The following is a 24,267-nucleotide window of genomic DNA, read 5'->3' as shown; positions in this document are numbered from 1 at the left end:
GACCCGGACTGTTACCGACGGGAACGGACGCGGATCAGGTGAGGATCCGGGCCGTGGTGATCGTGAAGAACTCCCGGAGGGCGGCCGGATCACCGGATGCCTTCGCCCGGGCTGCCGCGCCCTCGTAGCTGGAGACGACGAAGCCGGCGAGATCGGTGGCAGGTTCGTCGCCGTGCAGTTCACCGGCAGACCGCGCCTGCTCGATCGCCATGGCGAGCGCGGCGACCCAGCGGCCGAAGCCGGCGTCGACGGCGTTGCGCAGGGCATCGCTGTGCGCCGGGATCTCGGTGGCGAAGTTGCCGAGCAGGCATCCGCGATCACCCATGGTGTCGCCGAGGCCGGTGACGTATCTCAGATGATCGGTGATCCGCTCAAGCGGTGTGCCGCCCTGCTTCTCGTCGAGCATCTCCAGCCCCATCGCCGCGGAGTATCTCGCCACCGAGTCCAGGGCGAGGTCCTCCTTGCTGGCGAAGTGGTTGTAGAAGGTGCCCTTGGGCGCGCCGGCCGCAGCGACGATGTCCTGGACGCTCGTCCCGTTGTAGCCGCGCAGGTGGAACAGGTCCAACGCGGCGTCGGACAACCGTTGCCGGGTTCCGGCGGAGGTCGGCGACTTCGGTCGTGGCATCTCGTGCGCTCCTTCCGCCCAGGGTTCCGACTGGCTGACAGACACCACGATATGACCGGTCGTCTCGGAATGCCAGTGATGTGACAGCTGTCATCCCGCAGGTACTGTGGAGAGGCCATGAACAGGGAATCCAGCGCCGTCCGCGAGGAGCTGCTGCGGCTGCGCGAGCAGACCGAGGCCCAGGCCACCGCCCTGGACGGCGACCTCCGGAGCCTCTTCGAGGCGTCCCGCTCATCCAACGCCGATGACGAGCACGACCCCGAGGGCAGCACGATCGCCTTCGAACGCGCGCAGCTCACGGCCGTCCTGGACGCCACCCGCCGACGCCTGGCCGAGCTGGACGTCGCGCTGCGACGGGTCGACGACGGCAGCTACGGGGTGTGCGAGGGCTGTGGCCGCCCGATTCCCGCCGCACGGCTGGCTGCCCGCCCGTCAGCACGTACGTGTGTGGCCTGCGCCGCCCGACGGTGACAGCCGCCGCCGACCGGCGGACTTCTCAGGCGATGGTGGGGCTGCGCCGTTCCAACAGAATGACGTCGCGCCAGCGTCCGTGGTGGCGACCAACCCGCTCCCGGACGCCGATGACCCGGAATCCGGCCCGCTGGTGCAGCGCCAGGCTGGCGGTGTTCTCCGGAAAGACCCCGGACTGGATCGTCCAGACGCCGTCGGCCTCGGTGGAGGTGATCAACGCGTCCAGCAGCAGTCGGGCGATGCCACGGCCCTGGGCTGCCGGGTCGACGTACACGGAGTGCTCCACCACACCGGCGTACACCGCGCGGGTCGAGGTCGGCGAGACGGCGACCCAGCCAAGCACCGTTCCACCCGGGTCGACGGCCACAAACCGGTGCCCGCCCAGCCGAGCGGCGCTGAACACCGCCCAGCCCGGCGCGGTGACCTCGAAACTGGCGTCACCGGTGTCCAGGCCGGCCTGGTAGATCGCCAGGACCCGGTCGGCGTCGGCGTCGGTCATGGGCCGCACGGTGATGTCGACCATCAGCACGTTCCTTTCCGGGCACGCGACCACCCCCGTCTCGGCTTGCTTGCCTGACTTACTCACAGGTTCACAGCTGAGCGGGCCACATCCATGATCAGGGGATGAGAAGTAGCTGTCGAGGTCGTCTCCAAGCTACTTTTCATCACCTGATCAACGGAAGCGCAGAGACCGAGGTCGTTAGAAGTCGTCGTCGAAGGCGACGGTGCCGGTCACCCCGACCTGGTACGCCGACACCCGCCGCTCGAAGAAGTTGGACAGCTCCTGCACGTCCTGCAACTCCATGAAGCCGAACGGGTTGTTCGACCCGTAGTGCGGCGCGATGCCGAGCTGGGCGAGGCGGCGGTCGGCGACGTGCTGGAGGTACTCCCGCATGTCGGCCAATGTCAGACCGGGCACGCCGTGGCCCACCAGGTCCTCGGCGAACTGCACCTCACACTCGACCGCCTCGGTGAGCATCCGGCGAACCTGGTCGGCGAGGTCGTCGTCGAACAGGTCCGGCTCCTCGGCGCGAACGGTGTCGACGACGTCGAACGCGAACGCCATGTGCATGGACTCGTCGCGGAACACCCAGTTGGTGCCCGAGGCGAGGCCGTGCAGCAAACCACGGGAACGCAGGAAGTAGACGTAGGCGAACGCGCCGTAGAAGAACAACCCCTCGATGCAGGCGGCGAAGCAGATGAGGTTGAGCAGGAACGTGCGCCGGTCCTCGCGGGACCGCAGCTCCCGCAGATCGCTCAGGGAGTCGATCCACCGGAAGCAGAACTCGGCCTTACGACGGATCGAGGGGATGTTCTCGATGGCTGCGAAGGCCTCGAAGCGCTCCGTCTCGTCGGGCACGTACGTGTCGAGCAGGTTGAGATAGAACTGGACGTGCACGGCCTCCTCGAACAGTTGGCGGGACAGGTAGAGGCGACCCTCCGGGCTGTTGACGTGCTGGTAGAGGTTGAGCACCAGGTTGTTGGCGACGATCGTGTCACCGGTGGCGAAGAACGCCACCAGGCGGCTGACCAGGTGCCGTTCGGCCGGCGACAACCTGTCCAGGTCGGCGAGGTCGGCGTGCAGGTCGACCTCCTCGACGGTCCAGGTGTTGCGGATCGCGTCGCGGAACCGGTCGAAGAAGTGCGGGTAGCGCATCGGGCGGAGAGTGAGGTCCATCCCGGGGTCGAGCAGCATGTGCGTGGTCCTCGTGTCGGTGGTGCTGGCGTCGGTCGTGGCGGCGTCGGCGAGGGTCACTGGCAGGCCTCGCACGACTCGGGGTTCTCCAGCGAGCAGGCCAGCGCGTCGGCGTCGAGGGCCACGGACGCGAGAGCGACTGGCGCGACGGGTGCGACGGCGCTGACGGTGGCCTGCTGGATCCGCGTCGCGGGCCGCGAGCGCAGGTAGTAGGTGGTCTTCAGCCCGGCCTTCCACGCGTAGAGGTACATCGAGGACAGCTTGCCGATGGTCGGCGCGGCCAGGAACAGGTTCAGCGACTGGGACTGGTCGATGAACGGGGCGCGGGCTGCGGCCAGGTCGATCAGCGCCCGCTGCGGCAGCTCCCACGCGGTGCGGAACAGTTCCCGTACGCCGACCGGCAACTCGGCGATGTCCTGCACCGACCCCTCCGCCCGCTTGATCGCCGAACGGATCCGCTCGGTCCACAGACCGCGGGCCTTCAGCTCGCGTACCAGAGCGGTGTTGACCTGGAGGAACTCCCCCGACAGGGTCTCGCGCTTGAACAGGTTGGACACCTGCGGCTCGATGCACTCGTAGCACCCGGCGATCGAGGCGATGGTGGCGGTCGGCGCGACCGCCACCAGCAGCGAGTTGCGCAGCCCGTACGCCTCGACCCGCTCGCGCAGCGCGTCCCACCGCGCGGTCTGCGTACCCTCGACACCCCACAGGTCGGGCTGGAGCTGGCCTCGCGCGGCCCGGGTCTGCGGGTACGCCGGATGGGCGCCGAAGTCGCGCGCCAGGTCGGCGGAGGTCTCCAGCGCGGTCAGGTACAGCTCCTCGCTGATCCGGGTGGACAGCTCGCGGGCGGCCGGCGAGTCGAACGGCAGCCGCAGCGCGAAGAAGGCGTCCTGAAGGCCCATCAGCCCGAGCCCGACGGGCCGCCAGCGGGGGTTGCTCGCCGCCGCCTGCGCGGTCGGGTAGTAGTTGATGTCGATGACTCGGTCGAGGAAGGTCACAGCGGTCCGCACCGTGGCGCGCAGCCGCTCCCAGTCGATGCCGTCGGCGGTGAGGTGGGCGGCGAGGTTCACCGAGCCGAGGTTGCACACGGCCGTCTCGGCGTCACTGGACACCTCGACGATCTCGGTGCAGAGGTTGGACAGGTGCACCACGTCGCCCGGCTCGGCGGTCTGGTTGCAGAGCCGGTTCGACGCGTCCTTGAAGGTCATCCAGCCGTTGCCGGTCTGGGCGAGGGTCCGCATCATCTTCCCGTACAGCTCCCGGGCCGGGACCTGCCGCACGTAGCGGCCCTGCGCCTCGGCCTGCCGGTACGCGGCGTCGAACCGCTCCCCCCACAGGTCGGGCAGCTCGGGCACCTCCTGCGGGTCGAACAGCGACCACAGCTCGTCGGCCTCGACCCGGCGCATGAACTCGTCCGGCACCCAGTTGGCCAGGTTCAGGTTGTGGGTGCGGCGGGCGTCCTCGCCGGTGTTGTCCCGCAGTTGCAGGAACTCCTCGATGTCCGGGTGCCACGGCTCCAGGTAGACGCAGGCAGCGCCCTTGCGTCGGCCACCCTGGTTGACCGCGGCGACGCTCGCGTCCAGCGTGCGCAGCCACGGCACGATCCCGTTGGACTGCCCGTTCGTGCCCCGGATCAGCGCGCCCCGGGAGCGGACCCGGGAGTACGCGATGCCGATGCCCCCGGCGAACTTGGACAGGTTGGCGACCTGGGCGTACCGGGCGTAGATCGAGTCCAGCTCGTCGAGCGGGGAGTCGACCAGGTAGCAGGAGGACATCTGAGTGTGCCGGGTGCCGGAGTTGAACAAGGTCGGTGAGCTGGGCAGGTAGGCCAGGCTGGACATCAGCCGGTAGAAGTCGACCGCCTCGTCCGCCGTCCGGGAGAGGCCGCAGGCCACCCGCAGCAGCCAGTACTGCGGCGTCTCCAGCACCAGTCGGCTGGTGGGGTGGCGCAACAGGTAGCGGTCGTACACAGTGCGCAGGCCGAAATACTCGAACCGGCGGTCGCCGTCCGGGTCGATGGCGTGGTCGAGTGTCGCGGCGTGTGTGGCGACGAACGCTGCGGTGTCGTCACCGATCAGGCCCTCGGCGTGGCCGACCCGGATCGCCGCGCTGAACGAGGTGATGCCCTGTCGCCGCACCTCCTTGTCGACGTAGCCGGCCAGCAGCCGCGCGGCCAGACGCGAGTACTGCGGCTCCTCACCGATCATCTCGGCCGCGGTCTGGATGGACAGCCGGTCGAGTTCGGCAGTGGTCGCGCCGTCGTAGAGGCCGCTGATGGTGCGGGTGGCCACCCGCAACGGGTCGACGTCGGTCAGGTCGTCGGCCCACCGCTCGACCGCCCGGACGATCTTGTTCACGTCCACGGGTTCGGTGCCGCCGTCGCGCTTGCGGACCTGCATCGGCGTCCGCCGCACTGTCGCGTCGCCGCTGGCCGGGACTACCTCGGTGACTGTCACCACTCGCTCCTCGGAGTTCGAGACCTGGTGGCCCGGACGCGAGGAGACAGACACCGACGGACGCCACGCCGGCACCGGCGTGGGTCAGGTGGCGTCAGCCGTCCCACGCGGCCTCGGACCGCCGCCCACCCGGGTGCGGGTACGCGGCGCGCTGGCAGGTCTTCGGACTCGCGGGCACGACCGGGCTCGCCGGTCTCCTACTGGCCGTCGCTTCCCAGGCCGATGGTGGCCCAGTGCTGATGACGGCTGTCGTTCCCACTCACCGCTGCGGGACAGTCCCGGATTTCCACCGGGTTCCCTGTTGCCTCGACCGCACCGGATGAGCGGCCGAACCAGCTGCGCTCGACACCATATATAGGGACGCAGCCGTTGTCACACCCCACATGTCGGTCTCGGGCGTGTCGAAGGCGATGCGGTGACCACCGTCACCGACCCCCGGGAGCACACTGCGGCCGACCGACGCCGGGCACCGGAGACGAGGCTCCGCGCACGGGTGTCGACATTCGACAAAGATTTGACGTATCGAGGCCACAGCACTGGAGACCAGGCCCATACGTCGTCGTCGATACCTCGCGACGAGCCGGAACATCCAACCACCAGGGTCCGCCGCGCGCGTCACCTTCGCCCGCCAACCGGCATGATCAGAGTCAAGGCGGCGCGACCCGAGAGGGCAAACATCATATGTCTGCACGCCCGAGGTGATCGACAACGTTGACGCGCCGGAGCGGCCCTCCGTATACTCCCAGTGATCATCTGATCTTTAGCCTAGCCGGGCGAGGAGCGCATGCCGCAGATCACTGCCGTCACCGTCGAAGACGTCCGCTTCCCCACCTCCCTGACCGCTGACGGGTCAGACGCCATGAACAAGGACGGCGACTACTCGGCGGCCTACGTCGTCCTGCACACCGACGGCGTCGACGGCGTGGGCGCGCCCCTCGCGGGGCACGGCCTGACCTTCACCATCGGCCGAGGCAACGACATCGTCGCGGCGGCGGCAGTCCACCAGGCACAGCTCCTCGTGGGCCAGGACGTGGCAACGATGGCAGCGGACATGGGCGCGGTCTACCGCCTGCTCACCTCCGACTCGCAACTGCGGTGGCTCGGCCCCGAGAAGGGCGTCGTCCACCTGTCCCTCGCCGCCGTGTTGAACGCGTCGTGGGACCTGGTCGCCCGGGTCGCCGACAAACCGCTGTGGCGGCTGCTCGTCGACATGACCCCCGAGCAACTCGTCGACATCGCGGACCTGCGCTACCTGTCCGACGCGCTGACCCGCGACGAGGCACTGGCCATCCTGCGGGCCAAGGAGAGCACGAAGGCCGCCCGCCTCGCCGAACTCGACCGGACCGGCTACCCCGCCTACACCACATCGGCGGGCTGGCTCGGCTACGGCGACGACAAGCTGCGCCGACTGTGCCAGGAGGCGGTCGACACCGGCTACGGCTACGTCAAGCTCAAGGTGGGCGCCAACCTCGACGACGACATCCGCCGATGCGCCATCGCACGGGAGATCCTCGGCCCGGATCGCAACCTGATGATCGACGCCAACCAGGTGTGGGACGTCGGTCAGGCCATCGAGTGGGTCACCGCCCTCGCCCGCTTCACGCCACTGTGGATCGAGGAGCCGACCAGCCCCGACGACATCCTGGGCCACGCGGCCGTCCGCCGTGCCGTCGCTCCGATCGGCGTCGCCACCGGCGAACACTGCCACAACCGGGTGATGTTCAAGCAGCTCTTCCAGGCCGAGGCCATCGACTTCTGCCAGCTCGACACCGGCAGGTTGGCCAGCATCAACGAGATCGTCGCCGTGCTGCTGCTCGCCGCGAAGTTCAACGTCCCGGTGTGCCCGCACGCCGGCGGTGTCGGGCTGTGCGAGATGGTCCAACACGTGTCCGTGCTCGACTACGTCGCGATCTCGGGGGACCTCACCAACCGGGTCACCGAGTTCGTCGACCACCTGCACGAGCACTTCACCGATCCCTGCATCATCCGCGACACCGGTTCCGGCAGCGGATACGTCCTGCCCAGCCAGCCCGGCTACTCCACCCGGATGCGTCAGGAGTCGGTGGCGCTCTACCGGTTCCCCGACGGCCACTACTGGGCGGCGACAGACCCGACTACCGTGTCATCTCCGGAGGCGGCGTACGTGATCGCGGGTGGGAAGGCCACCCCCGCCGGCCGTTAGGGGGGACATGTCACGCACCGACGAAGTGGTCAACGGCATCAAACGGATGATCCTCGAAGGGCAGTTCCGGCCCGGGGACCGGTTGCCCATCGAGAAGGACCTCGCCGAGCAGCTCGGTGTCTCGCGGGGTTCCCTGCGCGAGGGGATGTCGGCCCTGTCGATCCTGGGGATCGTCAACATCCGTCAGGGCGACGGCACCTACGTCACCAACCTCGACGCGCCACAGCTGCTGGCCCCGATGAATTTCGTGGTCGACTTTCAGGGCCAGGGCGACCCCCGGCACATCCACACCGTCCGCCGGCTGCTGGAGTGCGAGGCCGCCTGCCTGGCGGCGACCAGGATCACCGACGAGGCCCTGGCCCAGGCGGGTGACCTGCTCGACGAGGCAGCCCGGCTGGTCGGCCAGTCACCGCCGGACCACGAGCGGATCATGGAGATCGACATCGCCTTTCACCGGATCATCGCGGTGCACGCCGAGAATCCGGTGCTCGTCGGTCTGATCGAAGCCTTCGCCGGGCGCACCATCCGTGGCCGGCTCTGGCGGAGTCTGCACGAGGAGGGCGCGGACCTGCGCACCCATGACGAGCACGTGGCGATCCTGAAGGCCCTCGTGGCACGCGACCCGGAACGGGCGCGCACCCGGATGGCCAACCACCTGATCGGTGTGGAGGAGTCGTTGCAGGGGTTACCCGACGACGCTGACGCCAGCATCGAGACGGCCCGGTCGTGACCGACCCTCACGGTTGTACGTCGAGCAGCCCCACGTCGTACAACGCCGTCCAGAGCTGCTCCGGGACGTCGACACCGGACCGATGGAGGGTCTCGGTCACCTGGACGTCGTCGCGCATGCCGACAACGGTCGAGACCACGGCCGGGTGGCGACGGACGAACGCCAACGCCGCCTGGGGCAGCGTGACGCCGTACGTCTGACAGACCCGCGCTATCCGGCGGGCGTGGTCGATCACCTCCGCCTGCGCCTGCTGGTAGTCGTAGACGGCGTCGGTCGGCGGCATGTCCCGGGCCAGCAGCCCGGAGTTGTAGACACCGGCGACCACCACACCGACGTGGCGGGCCTGCGCGACGGGCAGCAGGTCGGTCAGCGCGCCCTGTTCCAACAGGGTGTACCGGCCGGCGCACATCACCACGTCCACGTCGGTCTCCGCCACGAAGCGGGCCAGCATCGCCGACTGGTTCATTCCCGCCCCGACGGCACCGATCACGCCCTGCTCCCGCAGCTCCACCAGGGCCGGGATCGCCTCGTTGGCGGCCTGCTGCCAGTGCTCGTCGGGGTCATGCAGATACACCACGTCGATCCGGTCCAGGCCGGTGCGCCGAAGGCTCGCCTCCAGCGAACGGCGGACGCCGTCGCGGCTGAAGTCCCAGACCCGGCGGTGATCGGCGGGAACGTCGAACCCCTCCGGGTCCCGCTGGTGCGCCGTCTCCGGTGACGGCACGAGCAGCCGGCCGACCTTCGTCGACACCACGTACTCGGCGCGGGGGCGGGAGCGCAGGGCCGCGCCCAGGCGTCGTTCGGACAGGCCCAGCCCGTAGTGCGGTGCGGTGTCGAAGTATCGGATGCCGCCTGCCCACGCGGTGTCCACGGCGGCGGCGAACTGCTCGTCGGACGTCGCCCGGTAGAGATTGCCGCCCTGGGAGGCGCCGAAGCCCAGTGGGCTCAGCCGCAGCGGCGGTGCAGCGCCGCCGCGGCTCGTCGGACCCGCGGGACCGCGGGCGCCTCCCTGGACGGCGGCCCTCACCGCTCGTCCCGACCCACGCTGGTGCTGCCGGTCATCGCGGCGACCAGATCGTCGATGGTGGCCTCGTCGGCGCGGAGCTGGGCCGCGCGCCGGCCGAGGCGCAGCACCTCGACCCGGTCGGCGATCTCGAGGACCTGCGGCATGTTGTGGCTCACCAGCACCACCGACATGCCGGCGTCGCGGGCCCGCCGGACGACGTCGAGCACCCGTCCGGTCTGGACCACCCCCAGGGCCGCGGTGGGTTCGTCGAGGATGACCACGTTTGTCGCCCAGATGATGGCCCGGGCCACCGCCACGCACTGCCGCTGCCCACCGGACAGCATCGCGATGGGGGTGGTGACCCGGGGGATCCGTACGCCCAGTTCGTCCAGGGCGGCGGCGGCGCCGTGGCGCATGGCGCGCTTGTCCAGCAGCCCGAGCCGGCCGAGTGGTCCGGAGCGAAGGATCTCCCGGCCGAGATACAGGTTGGCGGCCACGCTGAGGTCGTCGGCGACGGCGAGGTCCTGGTAGACGGTCTCCACCCCGGCCCGTCGGGCGTCGACGGGGGTGGAGAACTGGACCGGACGGCCGCCGACCCGGATCTCGCCCTCGTCCGGCGGGTGCACACCGGACAGGGTCTTGATCAGGGTGCTCTTGCCGGCGCCGTTGTCGCCGATCAGCGCGACGACCTCACCGCGGCGGACCGTGAAGTCGGCGCCGCGCAACGCCTCGACGTGCCCGAACCGCTTGACGATGCCGCGGGCTTCGAGGACCGGCGGCTCCGCGTCGGTGGGTTGCTGGTCGCTGGTCGGGGTGGCTGTGGGGTTCACGCCCATCACTGCACCGGCGGGTTGGCGCAGCTGGGCTCGAGCACCGCCTTGATCTCCGCCGAGTCGATGTTCTCCTTGGTGACGAAGGTGACGCCGGTGTCGGCCGACGCCAGCGGCGCCTTGTCCCGAAGGTGCTTGACCATCTTGTCGACGCCGAAGTAGCCCATCTTGAACGGGTTCTGCACGACCAGCGCCGAGATCTGGCCGCTGCGTACCCCGGCGATCTCGTCCGGGGCGGCGTCCCACCCGATGATGACCACCTTGCCGGACTTGCCGGCGGCCTGGATGGCCTGCGCGGCACCGAGCACGCTCGGCTCGTTGGCCGCGAAGACACCCTTCAGGTTGGGGTTGGCGGTGAGGATGTTCTCGGTGACCCGTCGGGCCTCGTTGACGTCGCTCTTGCTCGGCTGTTGGCCGACCAGCTTCAGGTTGGGGTACTGGGCGAGGCCGGCCTTGAAGCCGTCGACCCGCTCGGTGTTGGTCTGCGACCCGGGCTGGAACTCGACGAGCGCCACCTCGTGGTTGCCGGGGCCGAGTTCGGTGGCGAGCAGCTTCGCCGCCTCGGTCGCCGACGCACGGTTGTCGGTGGCGAAGAGGGGCACGTTCGACGGCTGCGGGCTGGTGCCAGAGTCGATCATGGCGACCGGGATGTTGGCGCTGAGCGCCTTGTCGGTCGCCGGTGCCAGGGCGCTGGAGTCGGTCGCCGCGTAGACGATGCCGTCGACCTTCTTGGTGACGAAGTTCTGGATCAGGTTGACCTGGCCCTCGACGTCGGTCTCGGCGGTCACCCCGTCCCACTGGACGGTGACGTCCCCCGCGCGCTGCGCGGCGCACTCGGCGCCCGCCTTGACAGTGTTCCAGTAGTCGGCGCCTACCGCCTTGGGTACGACGGCGAGCTTCAACGGGCCGCTCGCGTCCTTGGTCGCGCTGTCGCCGCCGTCACGGACCTCGACCCCGCCGCAGGCGCTGAGCAGGGCGGTCGCCGCGGCTGCGGCCAGGATCGCCTGCGCGCGCAGGAGTCGTCCTCGCGTCCGCCGGCTGGTGGTGGTGTGTGCCATGGTGTGTGTCCTTCCTCGTTCGGACTCTCGGAATGGCATGTCAACCCCGTGATTCCAGCCGCCGGCGGCGGTACTGGTCGAAGTAGACGGCGGCCCAGATGATCACGCCGACGATCACTTGCTGGTAGTGGATGCTGATGTCGAGCAGGACGGCGCCGTTGCGGACCAGGGCGATGAGGAACGCGCCGATGATGGTCCCGACGATTCGGCCCTGCCCGCCGAACAGGCTGGCTCCGCCGATGACGGCGGCGGCGATGACGTCGAGTTCCAGCGAGATCCCGTAGTTGGGCTGGCCGGAGTTGACCCGGGACGCGGCGATCATGCCGCCCAGCCCTACCAGCACGCCGGCCAGCACGTACACGCCGGTCAGGTGCCGCCCGACCCGGATGCCGGAGCGGCGGGCCGCCTCCAGATTGGAGCCCATGGCGTAGGTGTACTGACCGAAGCGGGTCTGGGAGAGCAGGAAGGCGACCCCGACGGCGACCAGGACGGTGATCACCACGGCGAACGGAATGCCGAGGATCTGCCCGTTGCCGAGCAGTTGGAAGGACCGGGGCAGGCCGTAGACGCCGACCGCGCCGGTGATGATGAAGACCAGGCCTCGGCCCACGGACATGGTCCCCAACGTCGCGATGAACGGCGGAATCCGGGCCACCGTCACCAGCAGCCCGTTCAACAGCCCGGCCAGCGCGCCGACGCCGATCGCGACCGCGGTCGCCGCCCAGAGCGAGAAGCCGAGGTCGCGCACGACCATCGCGCCCAACACGCCGGCGAGCGCGGCGACCGACCCCACGGACAGGTCGATGCCCTTCGTGATGATGACCATCGTCTGGGCGGTAGCGATGATGGCGATCACCGCCGTCTGGGCCCCGATGTTGAAGAGGTTGTCCGCTGTCAGGAAGTAGGGACTCGCGAAGGTCAAGGCGATGAACAGGACGACCAACGCGGTCGCGGCGGTGAACTCGGAGACGGCGTGCGAGATCCGTTCCCGGAACCAGTCGCTGAGTTCGCCGCGCTGTGTGCCGGCGGTTGCCTCGACGCTACTCATCGTCGGACCTGACCTCCCCAAGCGTGGCGCCGGCGTCCGACGGGGACCCGCCGACGAGCCGAACGTCTGTGAGCGACCGACCCCGCTCGGCCGGCGGTGCGTCGAGGTGCCCGCACAACCCTGGAGATAGGTCAGATGTTTCCCGCGATCAGGCGTTACCTTGCCACGCATTCACGTATGTTGCCAAGGTCTTGCGAGCATGTTTTGCCATCGTTACCTGCGCTACCGAAGCCATACGTCTGACCAAATCGACACCGACTACCACTGCCAGCATGTTATCGATAACATCCTATGTCCCCAGGCGGAAAGGCGCTGCCGTCTCAGGACGGGGACAGCCGGTAGACACGGCCGGCGGTCCGGCGCCAGATCGCGGCCCGCTCGGCGTCGGACAGCGGGTCCAGCAGGTCACCGAGGACGGCGACCCAGCGGGTGTACGAGGTGGCGAGCAGGCACACCGGCCAGTCCGAGCCGAACATCAGCCGATCCGGCCCGAACACGTCAAGGGCGTGCTCGACCGCGGGCCGCAGGTCGGCCGCGGTCCAGGACCCACCGTCCACTTCGGTCACCAGGCCGGAGAGCTTCGCAGTGGTGTTGGACTCGGCCGCGAACGCCCGCAGGTCGCGCTGCCAGTCACCGAGATCGGCGCGCCCGAGCGGGGGCTTGCCGAGGTGGTCCAGAACGAACCGCACCTCGGGCAGGTCGCGGACGAGCCGGACGGCCGCCGGCAGCTGACGGTGGCGCACCAGGAGGTCGAAGGCGAGACCCGCGGCACCGACCGCGGCGATGCCGCGCCGCACCTCGGGGCGATCGAGATAGGTCGGGTCGGGTTCGGACTGGACCAGGTGCCGGATCCCGACCAGCCGTTCGCCGCCGCGCGCCCCGCGTAGTCGGGCGAGGCGACGGCCGATATCAGCGGCGGTGAGGTCGACCCAGCCGACGACCCCGGCGATGAGCGGGTCGTCGGCCGCGATGCCGAGCAACTCGGGCGTCTCCGACCGAACGGCGACCGACTGGACGACCACGGTCTGGGTGACCCCGGCGGCCCGGGTCGCCGGGGCGAGCTCGACCGGTGTGAAGTCGTCGTCGATCGCGGCCATGGTGTGCGGATCGATCCAGGGCTGTGGGTGCCGTGCCCGGACCCAGAGGTGATGGTGCGCGTCGACGATGCCCGCTCGTCGCGCGACCTCGCCGGTCGTCACCGGACCCGTCCCTGACGCGTTCCCGTCCACCGCACACCCCGCCCCGCCGCTGATCGAACCCTCCGGGTCAACCCGGAGCCACGGAGCCGATCTGGCAGATTGACCATGTTAGCGGTAACAGCCTGTTGTCGAGTCCCGAACGCGCACCACGACCGGCCTCCGGCAGTGTCGCCTTTTGGTCTGACGAATCCACCGGCACCTGCGGGTAATCCGCCTCGTCGACGTGTCGGTGCACGGACGCGTCCGGGGCGCGGGTCCGGGTTGACCGCCTGCGGCGGCACCGATACCGTCGACGCACTATCTGCGGCGACGCGAGGGAAGCCGGTGTGAATCCGGCGCGGTCGCGCCACTGTGAGCGGTTCCCCAATCACCATCGGGGTCCGCGAGCCAGGACGCTCGGTCGTCCGCAGCCTTGCGATGGGGACGCGTCATCCCTGGGGAGGTTCGTGTATTCATGTCTAGCTCCGCTACCAGCCAGCCGGTGGTGCACCCCGCCGGCAGTGCCCGTCTCTTGTGGACTGCTCTGGCGACCGTTGCCGCGCTCGCCCTGCTGACGTATCTCGTCGCCTTCGACCAGGGGGCGGTGTCGCGCAGTGGGATGTACCTGCACGAGCTGATGCACGACGGCCGGCACCTGCTGGGCGTCCCGTGCCACTGACCACCACCAGCACTCCCCCGTTCCTCGCCGTCCTCGTCCGCGGGCTGCTGGCCGGCCTGATCGCCGGCCTGCTCGCCGGGGCGTTCGCGTACGTCGCCGGCGAACCGCACGTCGAGGCGGCCATCGCCATCGAGGAGGCGGCGACGCACGCCGAGCCTGCTGCTGGTGCGCACGATCACGAGGACGCGCTGGTCAGCCGGACGGGTCAGCGCGCCGGCCTGTTCCTGGCCACCGCCCTGTTCGGGGCCGCGATGGGTGGTCTGCTGGCCACGGCGTACGTCCTGCTGGCCCGTCGGCGGCGCGGCGACGACGACGGGCGGTGGGGTCTGCTGCTGGCCGGCGCGGCGTTGCTCGGTGCGGTGATCGTGCCGTTCCTCAAGTACCCGGCGAACCCACCGGCGGTCGGCGACCCGGCCACCATCAACCAACGGACCGTCACCTACCTGTTGATGGTGGTGCTCGGGCTGGTGGCCGTGTGGGCCGGCTCGCTGGGCTACCGGTCGGTCGGTGCCCATGCACCGACGTGGCTTCGCGCCGCGGCGGCCGTGGGCGGCTTTCTCCTGGTCACGGCAGTGTCGTACGTGGTGATGCCGTCCTTCCAGGAGGTTCCGGCGGACTTCCCGGCGACAGTGCTGTGGAGTTTCCGGCTTGCCTCGCTCGGCACCCAGGTCGTGCTCTGGACCGGCATCGGCCTGCTGTTCGCGGCCCTGATGCACCACGAGCGGCGTCGCCGGGCCGGTTCCGCGCTGCCGAGCACGTGACCGGCACCAGCCTTCGGCTGGTCGCCCACGGTCACACCGCCGCGCTGCGCCGGGCCCGCTTCGGCGGCGCCGACGACGGCCTGGACGAGGGTGGCCTGCGTGCCGCGCTCGCCCAGGCCCGCGCGGGTGCAGACCGGCGTTGGCCCCTCGGGGAGAACGCCACCTGCCTGTCCAGCCCCGCGGTGGCCGCCCGACAGACCGCCGACGCCTTCGGCCTGCTGCCGACGGTCGAGACCGCGTTGGCCGACTGTGACTACGGGGACTGGTCCGGGCAGTCGCTTGAGGAGGTCGCTGAATCGCAGCCGCAGGCGCTGCACGACTGGTTGTCCGCCCCGGACTGCGCGCCGCACGGCGGTGAGTCCGTCACGGCAGTGCGGGATCGGGTCGGCAGTTGGCTGGACGCGCAGCACCGGGCCGGTGGACGAGTCATCGCGGTCACCCACCCACTGGTGATCCGGGTCGCGGTGGTGCACGCCCTCGGCCTTCCGATGGCGACGTACCGGCAGGTGGACGTCGAGCCGTTGGCTGTCGTCCGGCTCACCAGCCAGGGTGCGCGCTGGCACCTTCGACTGGGCGGATAGCGAGCAGGTCGAGGTCACACCGAACGGCGCAGGCCGTGCCCACTCCTGGTGGGCACGGCCTGCGCCTGTCAGCCGCTTGCTCAGTGCTGCCGAGTGGGCAGGTGCAGCTCGACCGGCTCGGGCGGGAGGTCGTCGACACCGGCGGCGACGGCCTGCTCGTGGCGGCGGCGCGCCGAGGGCAGGGCGAGTGCCGCGAAGACGGCCAGGACCGCGACGCCCGCGCACACCCAGAAGCCGGCGGTGAACGCCGTGTCGGTGGGTAGCCCCTGTGGAGTGCTGTTCGAGGTGATGACGGCCGCCACGACCGCCGCGCCGATGCTGCTGCCGATTGTGCGGGCGATGGTGTTGACGCCGCTCGCCTCGCCGGTCTGCCCGGCCGGGACGCTCTCGATGATGGCGTTGGACATCGCCGCGAACGCCAGGCCGATGCCGGCGCCGGTGAGCACCCCGGAGAGCAGCACCTGCCAGGTCGCGCCGTGCGCGAGCGCCGGCAGCGCGAACGCGACGACGACCGCGACCGTGCCGAGGAACATCGGCACCTTGGGGCCGAAGCGGCGGTCCAGCAGACCCGCGAGGGGGCCGAAGACCACCATCATCAGGACGGTTGGCAGCAGGAACAGGCCCGCCTGGGACACCGTCTTGCCGAACCCGTACCCGGTGCCCGCGGGAAGTTGCAGCAGGGTCGGTACCAGCACGAACGTCCCGAACATCGCGAAACCGAGGATCAGGGCGACGAGGTCGGTGGCCCAGACACCGCGGATCCGCATCAGGCGCATGTCGATAAGGGGCTCGCGTACCCGCAGCTCGACCCGGACGAACACCACCATCGCGACCACCCCGAGCAGGAACAGGCCGATGGTCTTCGGCTCGGTCCAGCCCCAGCCCTGCCCCTTGCTCACGGCCAGCAGCAACGAGACCAGCGACACCGACAGGATGGCCGCGCCGAGCATGTCGAGCCGTCCGGGCGTGCGGACCCGCGACTCGGGCATCCCGAAGATGGTTCCGAGCAGCGCGACGACGACGAGGACCAGTGGCAGCCAGAACAGCCAGTGCCACGACAGGTGCTCCACGATCGGGCCCGCGGCCACGATGCCGACACCGGCGCCGACCCCGAAGATCGCCGACAGCAGGCCGACGGTGACGCCGACCTTCTCCCGGGGCAGTTGGTCGCGGACGATGCCGATCGACAGCGGCAGGATCGCTCCGGCGGCTCCCTGTAGCGCCCGCGCGACGATCAGCACGGTCAGGTTGGGGGCCAGAGCGGCGAGCAGTGTGCCCGCGGCGAGGGCCGCGAGGACGCCGATGAGGACCCGGCGCTTGCCGACCATGTCACCGAGACGTCCGAGGATGGGCGTCAACACCGAGGCGGCCAACAGGTACGCCGTGAGCACCCAGCTGATGTCTCCGGTCGAGACGCCCAGGTCCCTTCCGATGGTCGACAGCGCGGGCGCGACCAGCGACTGGAGCACCGCGAACGCCAGGCCGCCCAGCGACAGGTACAGCACCAGGAGGCTGCTGTTGGCGCGCGGGGCGGCGCCGGACGCGGAGTCGAGGTTCGTCGACTCCTCGATGGTGTGGGTCATGAGATCCCCGAACTAGATGTAAACGTTTGCTGACTTAGCCAGTATCCGCAGCCCCGGACTCATGTCAACAGTCGTTTACGTCACCCTCGGGTCGTACCGGACCTTGCGGTCGACGGAAAGTCAACATATGTTTACTTGCTGCCCCGCACCGAGCGGCGGATGGACGGCAACACACCGACTCCGCGCCAGAGCGACAGGAAGGACGCGCGTCGTGACAGCAGAACCGCCCGTCCCCGCGACCGGCAACACCGCCGGCGAACCAGCCCAGCGTCGCCGTCGGGACGCGGCCGAGACCCGGCAGTTGCTGCTCGACGCCGCCCGCCAACGCTTCGCCCGGGACGGCTACGCGGCCACCACCGTCCGGGACATCGCCGACGACGCGGGCGTCAACGTGGCGCTCATCAGCCGCTACTTCACGTCCAAGGAAGGCCTGTTCGAGGCGTGCCTGCGTGCCGCTGGCGACGAACTGGGCCGAACCACCGGTCAGACGCCCGCCGACCGGGTGCCCGAAGCCATCGCCCGGCACATCGCCGGCCTCGGCGCGGCGGGCCTGTCGAGCCAGCTCGCACTGCTGTTGCGGTCGTCCGGGGACGCGGAGGCCGACGAGATCCGGCGTGGCGTGCTGGTCCGTTCCAGCGAACAACTGGCAGCGGCCCGCGGGTGGCGTCCCGGCGATCCGGACAGCCAACAGCTCCTGCTCCACGCCCAGATTGCCCTCGCCGCCGGCATCGGAGTCGCGGTGCTGCGGTCGTCGATCCGGCTGGAACCGCTGAGTTCAGCCACCGAGCATGACCTGGTCGGGCCGCTGCGCGACCTGGTCGACGCGCTGCTGCCACCGCACTGAGCGCGGGCCGAGAGGCCGATCCCGGGACCCGGCGCGCGCCGTTCGGCACTGCCAGCGCACCTGCCAGCGCACGGCCGGTCAGCCGACGCGGGTATGGACCAGGGCGGCGGCGCGGCCCAGGGCGGACTTCTCGACCGCGGAGAGCGCGGGGTCGACCGGCGTAGACCCACGGCATGTCGTAGTTGGCTGGCCCGGGGTGCTTCGGCGCGTTGCTGAAAGGCGTCGAGGCCGTCCCGGGCAAGATCGGCGAGCTGCGGGTCCGGGCTGACCGCAACCTCGGCGAGGATGAGAGCGGTCATGGCCACGTCCAGGTCGGCTGGGCCCTCGGTCGCGTTACGCCAATCGATGACCACTGGCCCGCGCGAGGTCACCATGACGTTCTGTGGATGAAGGTCGAGGTGCAGGACGCGGTCCGCCGGATCGACGCTGAACCGGGCCGGCAGGCTGTGGAGGCGGTCGTGCAGGCCCACCAGTAGGTCGGCGGCCGCGCCGACGCCGGTGCGCCCGGCGAGCATCGACGCCAGGAGAGTCTCGCCGTCGAGTCGTTCGAGCACCAGGTCGGGCCCCTGGGCGTCGTACACCACGGGCACCGGGTAGCCGGCGGCAGCGACGTACGCCATCAACGCCGCCTCAGGCTCGCTGTCCCCGCCCTGGCGGTAGCGGCGCAGCACCCGCGCTTCGTCGAGCACGTAGACGTCGGCGTCGCGCCCCGAGGCGAGCAGCGCGTGATCGGCCATGGCAGACGACGCTAACAGTGGGTTGCGCGACAGGCGCGTGGGGCGGGCCGTGATCACGGCCCGCCCCACGCTGCGTTGTCCCCGGCTCGGTGCTAGCCGGTGACGGTGACGGTGAACGGTCGGGACACCTCGGTGGCCGACGTGGCGCCGTTCAGCGTGACGCTGGTCGCGCCCGCCTTCGCCGCGCCCGGAACGCTGACCGTCGCGCCGGAGATGACGCCGTCACCGTTCGCACGCACGGTGCTGACCGCCAGTCCGGTCCCGAAGGCGATCGTGACCACCTCGTTCGGCGCGAACCCGGAACCGTCGACCATGATCGACGTGCCGCGCGGGCCCGAGGTGGTCAACAGCGAAACCCGCGGCTGGTAGGTCCGCGCCTGCGGCTCCCCGGTCACCTGGACGGTGGCCGTGGCCGGCGTACGCGAGGACGCGCCCGTCGCGGTGACGGCGTACCGGCCGGGTTGCGCGTCACCGGAGGTCGGCACCGAAGCGCGGACCGTTCCCGTCGCGGAGGCCGCGACCTTCATGGTCCGGCCCGGGTCGGTGCCGACGTTGACGGTCACCTGCTCGCCAGCGGCGAAACCGCTGCCGGTGACGGTGATCGCGCCGCCGGTGGTGACGGCGCCGGACGCGGACAGCGTGATCGCCGGCTGCGATCCGCCCCGAGCCACGGTCACGGTGAAGGATTCGGTGCTGCTCGACAGCGTGTCCCACGCGGTGACGCGCACCGTGTAGGTGCCCTCCCGTGCGTAGGTGTGCTGGCCGCTCATCGCACCCGACGCGCCGATCGTCACGTCGTCCGGAACCGTGCCGTCACCCCACTGGACGCGGGCGCGGTAGCCCGTCGTACCGGGAACGCCGCCGGTCACCGCACCGAGGTTCGCCGCGAGGGCCTGGCCGGCGGTGGCCGTCTGGCTCTTCGGGGCGGCGGTCGTCAGCGCCGGGGCGGGCGTGCCGTCGTTGGCCACGGCGAACACGTGGATCCGACCCGCCGAGCGAGGGTCACCGGTCTGCGTCGGCAGGGTCACCGACACCAGCGTCTTCCCCGCCGGAATCTGGTACGGCGCGGTGGCGAAGAGGAACGGCTGGGCGCCGTCGCGGCTCGTGCCCTGCAACCGGTACGCCGTCCGGGTGACGATGATGTTGCCGTAGGACGGGGTGCCGTTGGCGTTGCCGCCCAGCGTCCAGTCGCTCAACTGGATCGGAATGCTGGCCGTGCTGCCGTCGCTGAACGTCGCCGTGCCGGTGGTGCTCTGGTTGCCCTGCGTTCCGGCGCCGATGAACGAGATGCTCTTCGCGTCCTCCGGAAGGTCGAGGACGACGTTCGCCCCGTTGCCGGTGGCGTTGTCCGGCTGCCCGGCCGGGATCACCGGCAGGGTGAACCGCAGCGCGGTTCCGGGAACCTGCTGGGCCTGGCCCTGGGTGGCACCACCGGCGGCCAGGGCGGCCCGGGAGTAGGCCCAGGACTTGGCGTCACAGTCCGCGGCAAGGGCCCCTTCGTCGCCGACGCAGACGCTGTCGAAGGCGGCGGTGAGACCGGAGGCCGGGGCGTACGCCACCTCGACGCCGACCGTCGTGGAGCTCTGGGTCTCGCCGTCGGTCACCGTGACGTTCGCCTGGTGGTAGCCGGGCGTGGTGTAGGTGTGCGACCCACCGATGCGGTAGACGGCCCGCGAGCTCAACGTCACGGTGCCCCCGGTGGCCGGCGTGCCGTCACCCCAGTCGATGGTGGCCTGGTAGCCACCGGCGTCGCCGCCGGTGACGGTGGCCAGCGGCACCGAGACGGGTACGCCGGTGGTCGCGTGCACGCCGTCCGCCGCGGTGACGGTGATGTCGCCGCCCCCGAGGTCGAGGTCACCGCCGGCGAGCAGCTCAACCTCGGCGAGGGTGGTCTGCGCGGCGCCGACGGTCTTCGTGACGGCGAGGCGGAACTGCGCGAACCGCCCCGGCTTGTCGATCGAGTACGGGCGGGTCTGGTTGCGCCACGGGAACACCTGACCGGCACGGGCGTCCACTGTGGTCCAGGTGAGACCGTCGTTGGAGCCCTGCAGACGCCAGTCCGCCGGATCGCCGGCAGCGGCCCCGGACGTGACCGTGTAGTACTTCGGCTTCTGCTTGCCACCACGGAAGGCCCAGGTGATCTGCGGGGTCGCCGAGGCGAAGGTCAGCTGCGTTGTCGACGAGTCGTCGAACAGCTTCGACGCGTCCTGACCGCCGGTGGCGGTCGCGGTGCCGAGACCGGGGCCGGTGACGTCCTGCAACGGCTTGGGCGCCTCGTCGCCCTTGGTGAGCGACGGCGGGGCGTCGTTCTTGCCACTGCCCCACGACGACGGCTTGGATCCCATCTGGAAGTCGATGGTGCCGCCCTTGGCGAGCGTCGCGACATCCAGTGACAGGCCGCGCTGCTTTTTGCCGTTGACCGAGACGCCCTGCACGTAGACGTTCGCCGCGCTGTTGTTCGGCGCGTTGACGACGATGTCGCCGCTGCTGCGGCGCACTGTCATCCTGGTGAACTGCGGCGAGCCGATCGCCCACTCGGACGACCCGGCCTGCAACGGGTAGATGCCCAGCGAGCTGAGGATGTACCACGACGACATCTCGCCGTTGTCCTCGTCGCCCAGGTAGCCCTGGCCGATCTCACTGCCGACGTAGAGACGCCGCAGGATCTCCCGCACCGTCTCCTGGGTCCTGGCGGGTGCGCCGGCGACGTTGTACATGTATGGGATGTGGTGCGACGGCTGGTTGCTCATGCCGAGCTGACCCATTCGCACCGCGCGCGCTTCGAGCATCTCGTGGATGACGCCGCCGTACCCACCGGGGCGGTCGGCGTTCTCCGGAGTCGTGAAGAACGCGTCGAGCTTGTCCCGCAGCGCCTTCTGCCCGCCGTACAGGTTGATCAGGCCCTGGCCGTCCTGCTGGGCGGTGAACGCGAAGTTCCACCCGTTGGTCTCGGTGTAGACGCCACCCCAGTCCAGTGGGTCACCGGCGAGGAAGTTGCCGGCGGCGTCGCGGCCCTGGAAGAGCTTCGTCTTCGGGTCGAAGAGGTGGACGTAGTTGCGGGCCCGCTCCAGGAAGTACCGCGACTCCTCCGTGAGCCGGGCACGTTCCGACTTCGGCGTGGCCGGGTCCTTGGCGAGCGCCGCGCCCATGTTGCCGATGCCGAAGTCGTTGATGTAGCCCTCCAGCGCCCAGGAGACCGACTCCCCTGTGGACGTCGGCGTGTAGCCGAGGAACAGGGAGCTCTCGATGCCCTTACGCCCGACCGCGCTGCGCCCGGACGCGACGGTCGCGTCCTTGACGGCCGCGTCGTACGCCGCGAGCGGGTCGGGCAGCTTGACCCCGGTGAGGTACGCCTGGGCCAGTGCCACGTTCGCGCTGGTGCCGGTCATCAGGTCGGCGTAGCCGGGGGACGACCAGCGGGCGATCCAGCCGCCGTCGCGGTAGTGCTGGACGAACCCGTCGGAGATCCTGGCGGCGACGTCCGGGTACAGCAGCGCGTAGGCGGGCCACACGGTGCGGTAGGTGTCCCAGAAGCCGTTGTTGACGTAGATCTGCCCGTCGACGATCTTCGCGCCGGTCCGGGTGGGGGTCGACGCGCCGGTCGGCGCCGAGACCGGGCTCGCGTACTGCCAGCGCGGCGCGGCGGCGGTGCCGGTGTTCTCCGACTGCGAGTTCGGGTAGAGGTTCAGCCGGTACAGGTTCGAGTACATGGTGACGAGCTGCGCCTCGGTGGCGCCCCGCACCTCGACCCGGCCGAGCCGGTCCTTCCAGGCGGCCGTCGCGGCGGCGTGGATCTGGTCGAAGCTCTTGCCGGTGACCTCAAGGTCGAGGTTACGGCGGGCCTGGTCGACGGAGAGGAACGACGTGGCGAGGCGCATCGTCACCTCCCGCGACCCGGAGATGTCGAAGGTGGCCGAGGTCGCGGCGGACGCCGTCGGCGCCCGGTCGAAGGTGCCGGAGACGAACATCCGGCTCCGACCGGCCGACAGGCCGCTGCCGTTGTCGACCCAACCGGTGAACGTGCCGTCCGTGCCGATGGTGAACGTGCCGTTGTGGAAGACGAGGCTTCCGGTCGGCTGCCCGGTGGGGAAGGTGAACCGCATGATCCCGGCGTGGTCGGTGGGCGACATCTCCGCGACCAGGCCGTTCTGGAGCGTGACCCGGTAGAGGTCCGGCTGTGCCGTCTCGTCGTCGTGGGTGAAGGCGAGCGCACGACTGGCCGGCTGACCGGTGAGCGACCCGCCACCGACGACCGGCATGACCGACATCTGGTTGCGGTCACCCATCCAGGGGCTGGGCTCGTGGGAGATCGCGAGGCCCTGAAGCATGGGCAGGTTGGCCTCGTTGTTCTTCCGGTGGTACTCGTACTCCCACGAGTCGGAGGTCGCGTCGGTCACCGGGGTGAAGAAGTTGAACCCGTTCGGTACGGCGGTGATCGGCAGGTTGTTGCCGCGCGAGAAGCCGCCCGTCGAGTTGGTGCCGCGTCGGGTGTCGACGTAGTTGGTGAGCTTCGAGCCGTCGATCGACGCCGGCGCGGCGGTCAGCTCGATGTCGTCGAGCCAACCCTGGAACCGGGTCTCCCCGGTGGCCTGCGGATTGTCGTACGCGAGCAGGATGCGGTCGATCGTCTTGCCGCGTGCGACGGTGCCCAGGTCGGCCTGCACCAGGTTCCACTGGTCGGCGAAGAGCACCTTCGAGGCGCCCTGGCCGGCGCCCGTGAGCGGGTAGCCGTGTTGGTCGGCGGCCGAGCGGCCACTCAGGTAACTGCCGTCGGTGAAGTGCAGGTCGACGGCGGTGTACGTGGACGGGTACCGACCGTCCCCGCCGGTGAACTCGGGGAAGATCTTGTACGACAGTCGGGTCTTCGGCCCGACCGGGATGCTGACGTCGAAGAGCTTGTTCGTCGCGTACGACCGGCCGTTGCCCTCGGCGCCGCCGGAGTAGCGCAGCGCGGCCAGTCCGGTGAACCCGACGTCCGGCTTCGTGGTGTAGCCGCCGTTCGGGCCGGCGGTCGCCTCGCTGACCATGGGGGTGGCCGGCGGGCGGACGTCCGAGCCGTCGCTGATGTTCCAGTCGGCGAGTTGCACGAGCGAGTCACCGGAGTTCGCGGTGACGTTGAGCCGGTAGAAGCCGTAGGCGTCCGGGTTGGTGAAGCTGTACGTGTTGGTGGCGAAGCGTCCGCTGAACTTCTCGCCGGCGCGCTTGTCCAGGTCGGTCCAGGTGCTGCCGTCGTTCGACCCCTGGACGACGAAGTCCTTCGGGTCGCGGGTCGGCGCGTCGTTGGCAGCGGTCAGCGAGTAGCGCCGCACTGTTGCCGGCTTGGCGAGCTGGTAGGTCACCCAGCCGCTGGACGCGAACACGAGCCACTTGGTCGACGGGTCGTCGTCGGCGAGGTTCGCGGCGACCTCGCGCGGCTTGTTCTCGTCGCTCGCGGTCACGGCGCTGACCTGGCCGAGCAGGCTGCCCGGCAGGGTGGCGACCTTGCCGCTGAGGTTGGCCTGCACGGGCTTTCCGTTGGGGCCGACCTCGACGGTGCTGGTGGCGGGCTGCGGGTCGGCGGACTCGAACGAGGAGGTGAAGTTGCCGGGGGTGGCGGGGGTGGGGGCGGCGTTCGCCGGGGGCGTGGCGACGAGCAGGCCCAGGGGTAGCAGGGCTGTTGTCGTCGCCGCGATCAGGCGGCGCGAGAGTGGACGCGCAAGGGGGGTGTGCGACATGAGGGACGGAGCCTTTCGACTCGAACCGGGTCGAGTTCGTCGAACGTCTGGGCAGTGTGGAGCGGGTGGTGGGCCGAGCCCTGACATC

18 protein-coding genes, 1 pseudogene and 2 riboswitches are annotated in these 24,267 nt (G+C 70.2%); of the genes and pseudogenes, 7 read left to right on the top strand and 12 right to left on the bottom strand.

Going from position 1 to position 24,267, the window contains the following annotated elements; translation table 11 throughout:
* Nucleotides 1-34: 34 nt before the first annotated feature.
* Nucleotides 35-625: a TetR/AcrR family transcriptional regulator gene (locus ACLQ3F_RS30540; RefSeq protein WP_357201405.1), complete on the bottom strand. Its 591-nt coding sequence runs from the start codon at nucleotides 623-625 to the stop codon at nucleotides 35-37.
* A gap of 117 nt (nucleotides 626-742) precedes the next feature.
* Here ACLQ3F_RS30540 and ACLQ3F_RS30535 point away from each other — a divergent pair, with 117 nt between their 5' ends.
* On the top strand, nucleotides 743-1,096 hold the full coding sequence (locus ACLQ3F_RS30535) for a TraR/DksA family transcriptional regulator (protein ID WP_425853070.1): 354 nt from the start codon (nucleotides 743-745) through the stop codon (nucleotides 1,094-1,096).
* Nucleotides 1,097-1,121: 25 nt separating this feature from the next.
* On the opposite strand, the gene ACLQ3F_RS30530 is transcribed toward ACLQ3F_RS30535, so the two are convergent.
* The 3 genes from ACLQ3F_RS30530 to ACLQ3F_RS30520 all read right to left on the bottom strand — a co-directional run bounded on the left by ACLQ3F_RS30530 (nucleotide 1,122) and on the right by ACLQ3F_RS30520 (nucleotide 5,191).
* Nucleotides 1,122-1,619: a GNAT family N-acetyltransferase gene (locus ACLQ3F_RS30530; protein ID WP_425853068.1), complete on the bottom strand. Its 498-nt coding sequence runs from the start codon at nucleotides 1,617-1,619 to the stop codon at nucleotides 1,122-1,124.
* 177 nt (nucleotides 1,620-1,796) lie between these two features.
* Entirely contained in the window at nucleotides 1,797-2,792 is a 996-nt protein-coding gene (locus ACLQ3F_RS30525) for a ribonucleotide-diphosphate reductase subunit beta (RefSeq protein WP_357201421.1), read from the bottom strand.
* Between the two features lie 56 nt (nucleotides 2,793-2,848).
* Complete coding sequence (locus ACLQ3F_RS30520) at nucleotides 2,849-5,191, bottom strand: ribonucleoside-diphosphate reductase subunit alpha (RefSeq protein WP_425853092.1); 2,343 nt, start codon at nucleotides 5,189-5,191, stop codon at nucleotides 2,849-2,851.
* A 193-nt stretch (nucleotides 5,192-5,384) separates the two neighbouring features.
* Nucleotides 5,385-5,600: riboswitch (cobalamin riboswitch) on the bottom strand.
* A gap of 432 nt (nucleotides 5,601-6,032) precedes the next feature.
* Here ACLQ3F_RS30520 and ACLQ3F_RS30515 point away from each other — a divergent pair.
* Together ACLQ3F_RS30515 and ACLQ3F_RS30510 are read left to right on the top strand one after the other, a co-directional pair.
* Nucleotides 6,033-7,430, top strand: a complete 1,398-nt coding sequence (locus ACLQ3F_RS30515; protein ID WP_355010111.1) for an enolase C-terminal domain-like protein — start codon at nucleotides 6,033-6,035, stop codon at nucleotides 7,428-7,430.
* 7 nt (nucleotides 7,431-7,437) lie between these two features.
* Nucleotides 7,438-8,160, top strand: a complete 723-nt coding sequence (locus ACLQ3F_RS30510; protein WP_357201415.1) for a FadR/GntR family transcriptional regulator — start codon at nucleotides 7,438-7,440, stop codon at nucleotides 8,158-8,160.
* Nucleotides 8,161-8,167: 7 nt separating this feature from the next.
* On the opposite strand, the gene ACLQ3F_RS30505 is transcribed toward ACLQ3F_RS30510, so the two are convergent.
* From ACLQ3F_RS30505 to ACLQ3F_RS30485, 5 genes are all read right to left on the bottom strand, one after another.
* Nucleotides 8,168-9,187 (bottom strand): aldo/keto reductase, encoded by a 1,020-nt coding sequence (locus ACLQ3F_RS30505; protein ID WP_425853066.1) that lies wholly within the window; start codon nucleotides 9,185-9,187, stop codon nucleotides 8,168-8,170.
* On the bottom strand, nucleotides 9,184-10,002 hold the full coding sequence (locus tag ACLQ3F_RS30500; RefSeq protein ID WP_425853064.1) for an ATP-binding cassette domain-containing protein: 819 nt from the start codon (nucleotides 10,000-10,002) through the stop codon (nucleotides 9,184-9,186). Before ACLQ3F_RS30500 ends, ACLQ3F_RS30505 begins: the two co-directional genes overlap by 4 nt.
* Nucleotides 10,002-11,054, bottom strand: coding sequence for an ABC transporter substrate-binding protein (locus ACLQ3F_RS30495; RefSeq protein WP_357208000.1), 1,053 nt, complete (start codon nucleotides 11,052-11,054; stop codon nucleotides 10,002-10,004). Before ACLQ3F_RS30495 ends, ACLQ3F_RS30500 begins: the two co-directional genes overlap by 1 nt.
* A 40-nt stretch (nucleotides 11,055-11,094) precedes the next feature.
* A complete protein-coding gene (locus ACLQ3F_RS30490; RefSeq protein ID WP_357228841.1) occupies nucleotides 11,095-12,102 on the bottom strand; it encodes an ABC transporter permease in 1,008 nt (335 codons plus the stop codon).
* 320 nt (nucleotides 12,103-12,422) lie between these two features.
* Nucleotides 12,423-13,301 (bottom strand): amidohydrolase family protein, encoded by an 879-nt coding sequence (locus ACLQ3F_RS30485; RefSeq protein ID WP_425853061.1) that lies wholly within the window; start codon nucleotides 13,299-13,301, stop codon nucleotides 12,423-12,425.
* Between the two features lie 262 nt (nucleotides 13,302-13,563).
* A riboswitch (cobalamin riboswitch) is annotated at nucleotides 13,564-13,720 on the top strand.
* Between the two features lie 35 nt (nucleotides 13,721-13,755).
* Here ACLQ3F_RS30485 and ACLQ3F_RS30480 point away from each other — a divergent pair.
* The 3 genes from ACLQ3F_RS30480 to ACLQ3F_RS30470 are packed head-to-tail and all read left to right on the top strand — an operon-like array spanning nucleotide 13,756 to nucleotide 15,301.
* A complete protein-coding gene (locus ACLQ3F_RS30480) occupies nucleotides 13,756-13,959 on the top strand; it encodes a CbtB domain-containing protein (RefSeq protein ID WP_355010105.1) in 204 nt (67 codons plus the stop codon).
* On the top strand, nucleotides 13,950-14,720 hold the full coding sequence (locus ACLQ3F_RS30475) for a CbtA family protein (protein WP_425853059.1): 771 nt from the start codon (nucleotides 13,950-13,952) through the stop codon (nucleotides 14,718-14,720). Before ACLQ3F_RS30480 ends, ACLQ3F_RS30475 begins: the two co-directional genes overlap by 10 nt.
* The gene (locus ACLQ3F_RS30470; protein WP_425853058.1) at nucleotides 14,717-15,301 is read left to right on the top strand and encodes a histidine phosphatase family protein; all 585 of its coding nucleotides are present in this window, start codon (nucleotides 14,717-14,719) and stop codon (nucleotides 15,299-15,301) included. The genes ACLQ3F_RS30475 and ACLQ3F_RS30470 overlap by 4 nt, the downstream gene beginning before the upstream one ends.
* An 80-nt stretch (nucleotides 15,302-15,381) precedes the next feature.
* On the opposite strand, the gene ACLQ3F_RS30465 is transcribed toward ACLQ3F_RS30470, so the two are convergent.
* Entirely contained in the window at nucleotides 15,382-16,884 is a 1,503-nt protein-coding gene (locus ACLQ3F_RS30465) for an MFS transporter (RefSeq protein ID WP_425853056.1), read from the bottom strand.
* Nucleotides 16,885-17,095: 211 nt separating this feature from the next.
* Here ACLQ3F_RS30465 and ACLQ3F_RS30460 point away from each other — a divergent pair, with 211 nt between their 5' ends.
* A complete protein-coding gene (locus tag ACLQ3F_RS30460) occupies nucleotides 17,096-17,728 on the top strand; it encodes a TetR family transcriptional regulator (RefSeq protein WP_425853054.1) in 633 nt (210 codons plus the stop codon).
* A 287-nt stretch (nucleotides 17,729-18,015) separates the two neighbouring features.
* Here the strand turns inward: ACLQ3F_RS30460 and ACLQ3F_RS30455 are convergent.
* Both ACLQ3F_RS30455 and ACLQ3F_RS30450 read right to left on the bottom strand, forming a co-directional pair.
* Nucleotides 18,016-18,465: pseudogene (locus ACLQ3F_RS30455) on the bottom strand (phosphotransferase); the annotation flags it as partial.
* Nucleotides 18,466-18,557: 92 nt separating this feature from the next.
* The gene (locus ACLQ3F_RS30450; RefSeq protein ID WP_425853052.1) at nucleotides 18,558-24,179 is read right to left on the bottom strand and encodes a GH92 family glycosyl hydrolase; all 5,622 of its coding nucleotides are present in this window, start codon (nucleotides 24,177-24,179) and stop codon (nucleotides 18,558-18,560) included.
* Nucleotides 24,180-24,267: the final 88 nt, after the last annotated feature.

Origin of the sequence: Micromonospora sp. DT15 (assembly GCF_049841475.1) — a bacterium.
Lineage (GTDB): Bacteria > Actinomycetota > Actinomycetes > Mycobacteriales > Micromonosporaceae > Micromonospora.
The sequence above is the reverse complement of the archived record's forward strand: the minus strand, read 5'-3'. Positions and strand labels throughout refer to the sequence as shown.